Below are 12,665 nucleotides of genomic sequence, written 5' to 3'. Positions count from 1 at the left end.
CAGATAGAAATTCTTCAAAAACTGGATCTGATTCCACGACCAGATCCAGTAGACCAGCCCAAAAGGAAACGTGGTCGTCCACGCAAAAATCCGACCGTATAGTTTAGCTGATTGGGAAAGTTCTATTCAATTATTCTGAGATTTTTCATCCGGATCGATTGTAAAAAGCGATGCGTAGTGCATGGAATGGCTCTTTTCACTGTGCGTGGACGAAAACAGCGAGCAGCTCTCGATTTCCATAGGCTCGAGTCGGAACAGCGTCGATCCAAAGCGGTCATGAAATTCCGCCCGGGCTTTCAACAGGTCGCCTTTTTGTCTGGATCGAGGCACCCGAATGAGCGTAACGTGCGGACCGTACGGCCGATCATCGAACGGAAGATCGGCCTTTTTGAGCGCTTTGACAACTTGAGCCTGATAGTCCATCAGCGCCGGATCTTTTTCAAAGCGCAAAACGAGCGCGCTTAAAAACCGATCGTATCCAGATGGCTTCAGACGTAAAGCCGGCAGCGGAATATCCTGAAGGATCTCTTCGATGACGGGAATCTGATCCGGGTCGCACTCCCCTAAAAACGCAATCGTCACATGCAGGTTTTCCTGCGGAATGGCGCGGCCTGAAACACCTTCTTTTTGTAAAGTGTCAATCAGCTTCACGAGTTCTGTCTGCCCGGACGGCTTGAAATTTAAAGCGATAAACAGTCGCATAAAGTATCTCCTTTCAAGGAACGTATACATTTCCTGTCTTATGGTTCTGCCGTTTTTTTCTGCTCGTTTCTATGGACAGGGATCTCTGTTTTTCTTGGGAAACCGTTTGGCCTGTCATCCCGATCCTGGTCTGCGGAGTCTTCCAGAAGCCGCTTTGCAAAAGCGGTCGAAATCCGTCGGAAATGCGGGCGTCAAAGCCTGGTCAAGACAGGCGAAACCGACGGAGGAATCCTGTAAAAACGAAAGCTGCAGGAAGCCCAGCACGGAGGCTATGACAGAGGCTATACATAGTAGAAAAAACTGCAGGAATCGGACGCATTGAAAAAGAAACAATCGCCGGTCTGCTTCTGAATTCATCGTATCCAGAGGGTTTCGTTTCACCATGCGTTCTGCCTGCCGGCAGTCTGTTCTGCACTTCGATTGCCCGTTTCCATTCAATTTTCCTGTCGAAGCAGGCGGATGTTTACGCCAGCTTTCCGCGGTATTCCTTTGGCTCTTCTTTGTCTTCGGCTTTTCTTCTTCTGGACTAAAAAGCGCGCTTTTTAAGGACGGATTTGAAAATCCATCACGCGAATTGTCTTTGTATAACGTACGCAAAAACGGGCAAACCGGACTTTGTGTTTTCGTCCGTTTTTTTATAATAAAAGCACGGAAAGAAGGTAGTAATCATGTCCAAGATGACCATCGATCAATACGTTGCAGAAGCTAAATCCAAGAACACCCCGATCATCGATGTCCGTCCCGCCGAAATGTTCAACGCCGGCCATATTCCAGGTGCCGTCAATATCCCCCTCGATCAGATTGAAACCGCCGATGTAAAGCCCGGATCCGATCTGTACTGCGTGAGCGGCTATCACGCCCGCATCGCCCAGGAAATGCTTGCCAAGCGCGGCATTCCAGCCACGGATATCGGCGGTATTGAAGATTACACCGGCCCGATTGAGCGCGCTTAAATCGGACGTTTTTTCCACGAAAACACACCCGAACGAACCAAACTGAAAACAATATCGTGCATGAATACAGCGATTGAGTAAAATGACCTTTGTCCTGATGAACCGGAACAAAGGTCATTTTCTTTTGGACTCCGGAATTCTTCGGACAGGAGGAAAACATGAGCGGTTTTTTTGGAACAGCACTGAAAGGCAGCTGCGTACTTGATCTTTTCTTTGGGACCGATTATCACTCCCATCTGGGTACCCGGCGGGCAGGTATGGTGGTCCACGGACCGGATGGATTTACACGTTCCATCCACAACATTGAGAACACGCCATTCCGCACCAAATTTGATGATGAACTGGATTCATTCCAGGGAAATCTCGGTATTGGATGTATTTCCGATTACGAAGCGCAGCCGCTTCTGATTCATTCCCGGCTCGGATCCTTTGCGATCACGACCGTCGGCAAAATCAACAACATCGCCGAACTCAAGGCACTCTGCTTTGAAGAAGGTCTCACCCATTTTTATGAGATGAGCACCGGCGAAATCAATCCGACCGAACTGGCTGCAGCTTTAATCAGCCGGAAGAGCACGTTCAAAGAAGGCATCGAATACTTGCAGGATCTTGTCAAAGGCTCGCTGAGCGTTCTGATCCTGACGAGCGAGGGTATTTACGCGGCCCGCGACAAACTCGGCCGTACCCCGATTATTCTCGGCAAAAAAGACGAAGGCTTCTGCTGCGCCTTTGAAAGCAGCTCCTTTCTGAACCTTGGCTACAAGCCGTATCGCGAACTGGGCCCAGGCGAAATCGTCTTCATCACGCCGGAAGAAGTTGTCCCCGTTAAGGAACCGGGCGACACGATGCAGATCTGCTCCTTCCTCTGGGTTTACTACGGCTACCCGACATCCACATACGAGGGCATTAACGTCGAACAGATGCGCAACCGCTGCGGCAGCCTTCTGGCTGCGCGCGATCACGTGCATGCCGACTGCGTCGCTGGCGTTCCGGATTCCGGCATCGCCCATGCGATCGGCTACTCCAACGCCGCGCACATTCCATACGCCCGCCCGTTCATTAAATACACGCCTACCTGGCCGCGCTCCTTCATGCCGACCACTCAGGCCCGCCGCAACCAGATCGCCAGCATGAAGCTGATCCCGGTTAAGGAAATGATCGAAGGCCGCCGTCTGCTGCTGATCGATGACTCCATCGTCCGCGGCACCCAGCTTGGCAACACGTCCCGCTTCCTGTATGAATCGGGCGCGAAAGAAGTTCACGTTCGTCCAGCGTGCCCCCCAATTCTTTACGGCTGCACCTTCCTGAACTTCTCCCGTTCCACTTCGGATATGGATCTGATTACCCGCCGCATGATCGTCAAGCTCGAAGGTGAAAACCCGTCGCCGGAAAGACTGGCCCTCTACGCGGATCCTGACAGCAAGGAATACGCTGCGATGGTGGAAGAAATCCGCAAGGTTTCCGGCTTCACCACGCTGCGCTACCATCGTCTCGACGACATGGTCAAATCCATCGGCCTGCCCAAGTGCAAGCTGTGCACGTACTGCTTTGACGGAAAAGGCGCCTGCCCGCACCACAAAGCAGGCCAGAAAGAAGACTAGTTCCTTTTTCGAAATGAATTTGGCAGCGCCGTCGTTTTCTCAACCGGTCCGTCCGTACGAATTCCGGCTCTAGCCTGCTGAAGCATTATTCTGAATTTATTTTCTGCGGAAAGATTCGTCTTTCCGCATTTTTATTTTCCGGCTTTTCCTTCGGCTGTTTTGCGCTTTCCTTCCGGCGTCCTTTCTGTTTTCTGTTCGGTGCACTTTCTCTTCGAATCTGGATTGCGTTTTGGAATGGGGGGAATTCGCATTCTTTTGGCATGGATTTTGAGGGGGCAATTGCGGCAGACCAATTGTCTCTGTTATAAGAAAAACAATATTTTTTGAAAACAGGCGATGGAAACGTTTCGTTTGCACGCCTGCCTGGATCCTCAGGAATCATGTTGTTCCCGCTGGATTTGGGAAGAAAGGAGAATCTGATGTCCGATTCAACCATCCCCTACAAAATCTATCTGTCCGAAGACGAACTGCCCAAATACTGGTACAACGTCCGTGCGGATATGAAAGTCAAACCCGCTCCTCTGCTCAATCCGAAAACGTTCGAGCCGATGACGCCGGAAGAACTTTCCGCTGTCTTCTGCGATGAACTCGTCGCACAGGAACTCGACAACGACACCCGGGAAATCCCCATTCCGCAGGAAATCCAGGATTTTTATAAAATGTACCGTCCTTCCCCCGTCGTACGCGCCTACTGTCTGGAGAAGAAACTGGGAACGCCGGCTCATATTTACTACAAGTTTGAAGGCAACAACACCAGCGGCTCCCATAAGCTCAACTCCGCCATCGCCCAGGCGTACTACGCGAAAGAACAGGGCCTGAAAGGCGTTACGACTGAAACCGGAGCCGGCCAGTGGGGTACCGCGCTTTCGATGGCGTGCGCCTACTTTGATCTCGACTGCAAAATCTTCATGGTCAAATGTTCGTACGAACAGAAACCGTTCCGCCGGGAAGTCATGCGGACGTACGGAGCCAGCGTCACCCCGTCCCCTTCCGAAACAACCGCGATCGGCCGCAAGATTCTCGCCGATCATCCCGGAACGACCGGATCGCTTGGCTGTGCGATTTCCGAAGCAGTAGAAACCGCGACCGGTCTGGACGGCTATCGCTACGTGCTGGGCAGCGTCCTGAATCAGGTTCTGCTGCATCAGTCCGTGATTGGACTGGAAGCTAAAGCCGCTCTGGATAAATACAACGTCGTTCCCGATCTCATCATCGGCTGCGCCGGCGGCGGATCGAATCTGGGCGGTCTGATTTCTCCCTTCATGGGCCAGAAGCTGCGCGGCGAACAGGATTACCATTTCATCGCGGTAGAACCGGCGTCGTGCCCGTCCTTAACCCGCGGAAAGTACGCCTACGACTACTGCGATACCGGTATGGTGACCCCGCTGGCGAAAATGTGTACGCTCGGATCGGACTTCATTCCATCCGCAAACCACGCCGGCGGTCTGCGCTATCACGGCATGAACAGCGTACTCTCCGAGCTGTATCACGAAGGGCTGATCGAAGCCCGCTCCGTCGAACAGACAGCCGTCTTTGAAGCAGCGGAACTGTTTGCGCGTACCGAAGGCATTCTGCCCGCTCCGGAAAGTTCCCACGCCATTCGCGTAGCGATTGATGAAGCGCTCAAGTGCAAGGAAACCGGCGAAGAAAAGAACATCCTCTTTGGTCTGACCGGTACGGGCTACTTCGATCTCTTTGCGTACGAGAAATTCAACAACGGCGAGATGAGCGACTACTTCCCTACGGACGAAGAACTCGAACAGGCGCTGCGCAAGCTGCCCCAGGTTCCCGAAGAAAACGCCTGATCGCTCGATTTTCCCGAACCGTCCGCCTGCTCCTGACTTACGGTTTCTCTGGATCGTCTGGCTCGATCCGTCCTTCTGCTTTTTTCACCCCCTTTTTCTTTCGATTTTTTCCTGACTTGCGGGGAGAATGAACCAAACTGGACAAACAAGAGACCAGATGAGACCGCTTTCTTTCCCTTTCGATGAACTTTGGTATTGTATAGATACCAACACACAGGTTCAAAAAAAGTGAGTCCCTTTTCCAGGCGCGTCAGAGAAGACGTTAAAACCCATCGACGGAATAAAACCCGAACATGAAACTCGCCAGACACCATCCGTGCGAAAACGAACTGCAGACCGGTGACAATCCTCAGAATAATCAGCCACTGCAGAACAGGAATCGTTGCTTCGCAAAAGGCAGGAGGAGAACATTCAGGCATTGCTTTCAGAACTGCAGCTTATGCGATTGTCGAGTTCAGTCTGAAAGAAACGAGGACGTGGAGCTGGAAGTTACGCGAGCAGGGCCGAAACAATTCACAAAAGGGCCGTAGCGCGATCGTCTGAATCCGAAAAGAACTCACTTACCCCGGGAAGCCAATCGGTATCCCGGGGTTTTTGTCTGTCCGCTTTTCCTGTCTGCATAGAAAAACGCCGCAGCGACAGTCGGTTCTGTCTTTGCGGCGTTTCGATTCTGGATCGGTTATGTCAGTAAACGGAAAGCTGGAGTTTTCCTGTGCTGGAACATTCGGGATGAAATCCGAGCTTTCTCTGGCCAGGCTTTACTGATCGGAGCGCTGGTAGGCGTTAGTCATATTGCAGGTTGCGGTAAAGAGAACCTGATCGACCAGACCCTGGGTCTGACTCTGCGCCAGATCGGCAATCTGCTGGTTAGCGGCCTGCAGAAGCGCTTCGCTGCTTTCGCCTTTGAGTGCTTTGGCGATCGTTTCGTCAACGACATGACGGGCAGCGGCACCAAGGGCCTGCTGATAGCGTTCGACAAAGACGATGGCATCGCTGTGATGGGCATCGGCCAGGGCGCTGATCAGACGGTTGTCCCAGTAGAAGCTGTTGGTATTGCACTGCAGTTTCGTGTTGGAGAAATACGTCGGCACTTCGGTTACGTTTGCAAACTGCGGAACGAGTGCGTTGTAGACGTTGGATGCGAACGTAATCCACTGAATGCTTTTGACGGGATCGGGCAGATCGCCGCGGATCTGGCTGAGCGAAAGGAACGCGGTGCGGTTAATGCCGATCGTACGGAACAGACGGCCTTTTGGCGAAGACGAATACGGATCGTACGGGGTGCCCTGATACGTCGAGGACAGCACGTATTTGACATCGTCTACGGTAATCAGATGTTCCGGTTTGCGGCTGAACGGCATGTTGTCGCTCTGCGGCGTAAATTCAGCGTCTTCTCCATCCCAGCGAACGGTCGTCGGGTTGAAATAGCGCTGGCCGTACCAGAGACGCGGGGTGTTATACACATGGTCGGCATCGGTGTGGCTGCCAAAGGCGACACGCGGATTGAAGCGGCCGTCGACAATGCGGGCCAGACTGTTTTCGTTAATGAAGGTTTCCAGATCTGGCGAGCACATGAAGTTTTCCTTTTTGCCTAAAGCGTCATCGAGATCAAAGGTGTCTTCGATAAAGCTGTTTGGGATAACGGAATAGTGATCGTCCGGCAGACGGCTGGCAATCCAGTGATGGCCGCCGACGCTTTCCAAAAACCAGACTTCGTCCTGATCCGAGAAGGCGATGCCGTTCATTTCATACGTACCATATTCTTCCAGCAGGGAGCCCAGACGCATAACGCCTTCCCGTGCGCTGTGAATATACGGCAAAACGAGGACAACGATATCTTCTTCGCCGATGCCGCCCGGTTTTTCGCTTTCGCCGTTTTGTGCTGGAGTATACACAACCAGCGGATCGGCGCCGAGAACGCGGACGTTTGAGGTGATGGTTTCGGTTGCGGTCATGGCGACGTTGTCGGCGTTAATGCCGGAACCTGCCCAGATTCCCTTTTCTTCGGGATTTACGTTTGGAAGCGCGCTGTAGCGCATCGGGTTATCCGGAAGTTTGACTTCCAGATGAGAAATTACGGAATGATAGGTGCGGGGCTGTTCTTCCGGAAGCACCATGCAGTATTTTTTGATCGCAAAATGTCCGTTTGGATTGTCGTCATTTCGCGCGATCATGGTTGAGCCGTCAAGCGAAGCCTTTTTGCCAACCAGAATTGTAGTACAAGCCATAGAGATCCCTCCATTTCAAATTTCAGGGTTTTTGATTCAACCTAGAGGCTTTTCCACGCTTATTGTGGCACAGTTTTCAAATCCGTTTCCAGCCGACGCCCGAAGCCTATGCATAGACAAAACGACGCACAAAGCCGGGGGAAGGACTTTGTGCGTCGCTTTAGAACGCTAGAATTTTTTGAAAATCATGAGGTCTTTCGATTTCAGTTTTCCAGTTTCTGGGGGTATGGATGCAGTGCCTGCCACTTTTCTCTGGTCAGGGAGAAAACGTGAAGCTTGGTCATGCGCTTAAGGTGCTTGATCAGATATTCTTCTTCGGTTCTTTCCTGCTCAAAGCCAAGACCCTGCTGCAGTTTTCGCGAAGCCAGGTTCCCATGGTAATGGCCGGCCCAGATTTTGGAAAGATCCAGATCGTAAAAAGCGTGATCGAGAAGAGCGGCACAGGCTTCTGTGGCGTAGCCTTTTTTCCAGTACGGCTTGCCGATCCAGACGCCGATTTCGCCTTCGTCTTCCCAGTTGGAAAGATCAGAATCGCCGTCGAGCTTGATCGAAACCGAACCGATGATCGTATTGTTTTCGCTGAGCACGATCGCATACGCCTCATCGTTCTGGAGCGAGGAATCAATCACCATGGCGCTGTACTCTGCGGAGGAATGAGGAACCCAGCCGCACTTTTCGCCGATTTCCGGTTCGCTGGCCAGCGCGTAAAGAGCTGCTGCATCGTCCGCCTGCCATGTTCTGAGCGTCAGTCTCTCTGTACGAATTTCCACGGTATACTCCCTCCTTTGTCTGGGCGTATGTCTGCACGTTCTTTTTCTTGTTCATATACCTATTGGAAACCATATTCAATAGCTCTGTAAAAGTTTTAGAAAACCTTAATTCCCCTTTATTCATGGGCGATGTTCATGTTTTTCACCATGTCGATGCAATTTCATTCACCTATGCAGAGTAGACATTTGACGTGGGTTTAAAATGCGGCATTTACGCCTTACGGACGGTTTTTACCAATTTTCGCCCGTCTTTTCCGCGTTCGAAACGGCTATCTGCGGGCCAGAACGGACGCAAAACAGGCTAGATTGGTCAGGCGGTTTTCAGGGCGAAAATTTCCATTTTTCACCGGGCGAATCCGCTTTTTTTCTTTGGGGCGCAGTTCCCGGATCGTTTATACGTTTTAACAATCCACACAGAGAAAGAAATTGTTTTCAGTCTTTCCTTTTTCATTCTTCTATACTGGATATATGTCTGAAAAAATCAACTTCACATTAAACATGAAAACCATTGCGCCTTTGAATTCGCTCAAAGCTGTTCAGACCATTCACAAGGCGCTGGAAAACGGGGAACCTTCCCTTTACTGGGACGGCCGGAAAATTACGGAGCCGTTCACGCCGACCGGACGGCCGCGTCCCATTGCGGCTTCTCTGTCGGTGAGCGCACCGGATGAAGCCCTGAATCTTGGACCGGTTCTGACCTGGTCTGATCCGAACCGCACCATTCGCTTCCCGCTGTCCAAAACGTCCAGTTCGGATGTTATTGTCTTCTTTTTCTTCGCCCTGCTGGCGACAGCGCTGAACGAGACGTCTTCCCTTCGTTACCTGCAGACGAGCAATGACACCGGAATGCTCCTCTATAAAAACGTACAGCTGGCGGACTTTGAATCTATGCCCTGCATGAAACTGATGGGACCGACTCTGGATCTGGTTTCCACCCTGTCCAAAACGGAAGACGCCCAGGAGCAGCGAGACGATAAGGTCGAGACGCTCTGTCTGAGCACGCGATTATGGACTGAGAAATACGGCTTGAGCAGTGTGCTGGAAGGGTACAACGCGCTTATCGATACGGCTGCCTATCGTCAGGTGGAACAGGTTTTTTTTGATCTTGGCAAGCAGACGACAGAGCCGGGACAAGGCGCCGAAAACAGAGAAACCATTCTGGCAGATGCCGGCGAAGCCCTGCTGGATCTGCTCGTTTTCGCTCTTCAAAAAGCACTGAACGATGACGAAGACTTTCTGCCTCTTTTCGAAGCGTTCGTGGATGGCGATCCAGACCGGATTCCGGCCCTGCTTCGAGAGAACGCGGAACACTATGAGGAACTGATGGCCAATCCGTTCCGCCATCTGGAATGGAGCTATGTAGAATGGCTCTACAATCAGATTCTTACGGCCCTTTCTCCCGGCTACGTACAGAATTACGCTGAATCCGCCGGTTCGCTGGATCTTTCCTTCGATCCGGACCATCCCGAGACGGAAGCGCTTCGCCTGCGCTGCGTACAGAACGTTCTCCATTTTATGATCCGCTATAATCCGCCGCTCACGGAGGAAATCAGCGCTCTGGTCATGCAGCCGGTGTTTCAGCTGTATCCGGAAGAAGTCGTCTATTCCCTCGAAAATCTGCTGCTGATTTTTGCACCGCTTGGAGAAACGGCTCTGCTCTCCGATGAAGATACGCAATACCTTGACCAGCTGAAAAATGAACCTGGCTATTCCGACTTTCTGACGAATCTCTGTGCGCGCCTGATTTCATCCCTTGAGGACTGCGCTTCGTACGACAGACTGGACCTGCCGGTTCTGTACTATGCCGTCTGTGCCCTGTATAAAGTCTGTCCACCGGATCAGCGTGAGCGGGTCATGGAGCTGTGCAAGGATATTTTCCGTAAAACCTCTTCGGTTCTCGTTCCAGAGCGTCACCCGAATCAGACGCTGCTTCATGCCTTTTACAACTTTGCTCTGATGATCGGATACGCTCTGGAAATGGCAGATGACCTGCAGGAGTTCGCCGATCTGCGCACGGGCATTTCCAAAATTATGCTTTCCTTAGCGGAGAACGAACAGATTCTGTCGCTGGAAGGCATGGACTGCCTGTGCCTGTTTCTCGTGAACAATTCGTGGAAGCCTTCGCAAATTCCCCATGTGGTCTTCACCATTTTTCACACGCTCAATCTGTATCCGACGCTCCATACGGCACTGGCTTTGCATACGGTGGAAACCCTTCTCGATGAGTACACTCTGAATACGCGGGATACGGATTTCGATCCCGTCTTCCGTCTGTATCTCGCGCTTCGTGAATCGTTTACTTATATGGATAACGAAAGTATCTTCGCTTACTTTGACTCCTATTTACACGATGCGCAGCGAGCGACGGAAGAAGGCGCACCGCTTGTGGCCAGCGAACTTTACGATCTGCTGATCGCCTTTATTGACGACTACAACAAGGAGCTCTTTGAACAGCAGCATCCCGACAAAGCCAGTGAATACAATCCAGCCATCGGTCTGGAAATGAAGCGAATCGAGCTTCTCAGCTCCGCTGCCTTCAATTTCCAGCAGGTTTCGCCAGTCGAAGTACCGCGGCTGATTTTGAATATCCTCGCGATTTTAAACCAGTGGAACCCGCAGACTGAACAGGAACTCGGTTTTGCCACGGAAGCCTGCTGCTCTGTATCCCGACTGCTGGGCAGCTGCGCTGCCTATCCGGCATGTTTATACATGGCAAAGCAGGCGTGTGAGCGGGCCAAAGACCATATCCAAAAATTTGGTCTGTCGAGCACGATGCAGAAAATCCGGGAAGAAGCCTGGTATCTCCGTCTCACCGATGCCATTCTCTGCAAAGACAAAACCGCCGCAAAGCAGGCCAGTGAAACGCTGATGGAGCTTCTGGAGGAGGAATCGTCCACCCGACTGGATCCGGATTCCGTGATTTTCCAGCTCCCGGAAGTCCAGAGAGGGCTGCTGTTTAACGCATCCCCCTCCTCGATGTACGCCGAGTACCTGTCGATCATTTCCCTTCTGGATCATGCGTATCATGGGGACAATATGTATCCCGATAATGCGGCTTCCCTCGCAAAAGCCTTTATTACAACGCTCAACGGCTTAATCGAGGCCGAAGATTATGACGGGATTGAAGATATTTGTGATGCAACGACAAGTATGAACACATTCTCTGACAGTGACGCGTATATGAGCATGGTGACACTCGCTGCTCGATCCGCTTTTGCGGCCGCACTTAAGGAGGACAGTCCGCTTCGAATGTCCGAAATGATCGGCCGGGAACTCAGCCGTCTCGCGGCTTTTGAAGAGAATTCGGATGTGGTTTCCGAGAATCCGGGTCTGTTTCGCGAAGCCCTGTTTTCTATCGCGGCGCTCCGGTATACCACAGCAAAGGGTTCGTATGCTGCCCCTGTTCCTGAGGCTTATGCGGCCTGCAATAACGAATTGATGATTGCCCAGCTGCTGTGGGGCTCCGCTACAGAAGTTCTCGCAATTTTTTTGAGAATCTGGACGGTATCGGATCCAGACTGGACGAACCTGCAGGAAAAGGTGCTGCTCGATGAGGAACTCGCCCCGTATGCGGAAGATATTCTTGAACTTTCCTATCGAATCGGCAGCCTGCTCCCGGGACTGTCCGTCATAACCCGATCCGATTCGGATTCGATAAGACAGGCTCTGCAGCTTGCCGCTCTGGTCGAACAGAGATGTTCCGTTTCGCTTCTCCGCATGCGTGTCTGTCTTCAGCTGAGTATTGCTCTCCAGGAAGCGGCGGCAAAAAGGGACAAAACGGCTGAATACTTAAATGTCGAATACTTAAATAAGGTACTCCGTACCCTGGCTTCCACAGTCGGCGAATGGCCGGAAATGAAAAAGGATCCGGAGCTCGAGACGATGGTCAGCACGGTTCTGATCTATATTCAGGCAGGCTATCTGGCAAATCGAATCAGCAAACCGCTTCCTGCTTTGCTTGAGGAAATTAAACCGTACATGAACTCTTCTTATCCAGAGGCTGCCCGACTGGCAAAGAAAACAGGCCTGCTTCTCCGTATTCTGATGATCAGTTCCAGTGATTCCCGTCTTTCCCTGAACCAGATTCAACAGCATCTGAAAAAAGTGGATAAACTGATCAAGGATCTGAAAACGCTCGACCCTTATGAGGACCAGATTCTGTTTCTGGATCTGTTTGTCTACGCGTGTCTGTTTACCACAAAACGGCTCCGGATTTCTTATGGAAAGCTCAAAAATCCAGCCGACAGCATCATCCGACAGATGGAAGAGGATCTTCTCACCCTGCGTCCTATCGAAACGCCTGGCATCTGACACCGGTTTCGGTCTGGATTCTGCGCATTCCAGACCCAGAAGAACCATAACCTTGAAAGCTAAGGCTTTACGGCCTTCACCGGCACTTGAGCCTCCCATCGAAAATCCGTCTGCTTTGTCTGCTCTTCTGCTGGCAAAGCAGACTTTTTCTGTTGGGCCGCTCGAAACAAACGTAAGCGTCAAATAAAAGACGGGTATTTTCTCGACCGCCTCCTTGGGATAATTCCTTTATTCAAGGAGGCTTTTTCATGGAATCAATCATCCCTGCAATCGATCTCGGTATCGATTTCTCCAA

The 12,665-nt window shown here is 51.6% G+C and carries 8 protein-coding genes; 4 read left to right on the top strand and 4 right to left on the bottom strand.

What is annotated here, in order from left to right:
* Positions 1 to 126: 126 nt before the first annotated feature.
* Positions 127 to 702, bottom strand: a complete 576-nt coding sequence (thpR, locus tag Afil_RS09615; RefSeq protein ID WP_230268344.1) for an RNA 2',3'-cyclic phosphodiesterase — start codon at positions 700 to 702, stop codon at positions 127 to 129.
* Between the two features lie 668 nt (positions 703 to 1,370).
* Between thpR and Afil_RS09610 the strand changes: the two genes are divergently transcribed.
* Both Afil_RS09610 and Afil_RS09605 read left to right on the top strand, forming a co-directional pair.
* Positions 1,371 to 1,655, top strand: a complete 285-nt coding sequence (locus tag Afil_RS09610; protein ID WP_230268343.1) for a rhodanese-like domain-containing protein — start codon at positions 1,371 to 1,373, stop codon at positions 1,653 to 1,655.
* Between the two features lie 158 nt (positions 1,656 to 1,813).
* A complete protein-coding gene (locus tag Afil_RS09605) occupies positions 1,814 to 3,256 on the top strand; it encodes an amidophosphoribosyltransferase (protein ID WP_230268342.1) in 1,443 nt (480 codons plus the stop codon).
* An 85-nt stretch (positions 3,257 to 3,341) separates the two neighbouring features.
* Here the strand turns inward: Afil_RS09605 and Afil_RS09600 are convergent, their stop codons facing one another.
* Positions 3,342 to 3,692, bottom strand: a complete 351-nt coding sequence (locus Afil_RS09600) for a hypothetical protein (RefSeq protein WP_230268341.1) — start codon at positions 3,690 to 3,692, stop codon at positions 3,342 to 3,344.
* On the opposite strand from Afil_RS09600, the gene Afil_RS09595 reads away from it, so the two are divergent.
* On the top strand, positions 3,676 to 5,061 hold the full coding sequence (locus Afil_RS09595) for a TrpB-like pyridoxal phosphate-dependent enzyme (protein WP_230268340.1): 1,386 nt from the start codon (positions 3,676 to 3,678) through the stop codon (positions 5,059 to 5,061). The two genes, Afil_RS09600 and Afil_RS09595, sit on opposite strands and share 17 nt — an antisense overlap.
* A gap of 758 nt (positions 5,062 to 5,819) precedes the next feature.
* Here Afil_RS09595 and Afil_RS09590 read toward each other — a convergent pair.
* Positions 5,820 to 7,289 (bottom strand): C69 family dipeptidase, encoded by a 1,470-nt coding sequence (locus Afil_RS09590; RefSeq protein WP_230268339.1) that lies wholly within the window; start codon positions 7,287 to 7,289, stop codon positions 5,820 to 5,822.
* A 203-nt stretch (positions 7,290 to 7,492) separates the two neighbouring features.
* Positions 7,493 to 8,059, bottom strand: a complete 567-nt coding sequence (locus Afil_RS09585; protein WP_230268338.1) for a GNAT family N-acetyltransferase — start codon at positions 8,057 to 8,059, stop codon at positions 7,493 to 7,495.
* Positions 8,060 to 8,527: 468 nt separating this feature from the next.
* Here Afil_RS09585 and Afil_RS09580 point away from each other — a divergent pair, with 468 nt between their 5' ends.
* Positions 8,528 to 12,370 (top strand): hypothetical protein, encoded by a 3,843-nt coding sequence (locus Afil_RS09580; protein ID WP_230268337.1) that lies wholly within the window; start codon positions 8,528 to 8,530, stop codon positions 12,368 to 12,370.
* Positions 12,371 to 12,665: the final 295 nt, after the last annotated feature.

This window comes from Allobaculum fili (assembly GCF_020969955.1).
Lineage (GTDB): Bacteria > Bacillota_I > Bacilli_A > Erysipelotrichales > Erysipelotrichaceae > Allobaculum > Allobaculum fili.
This window is presented reverse-complemented; position numbering and strand designations above follow the sequence as displayed.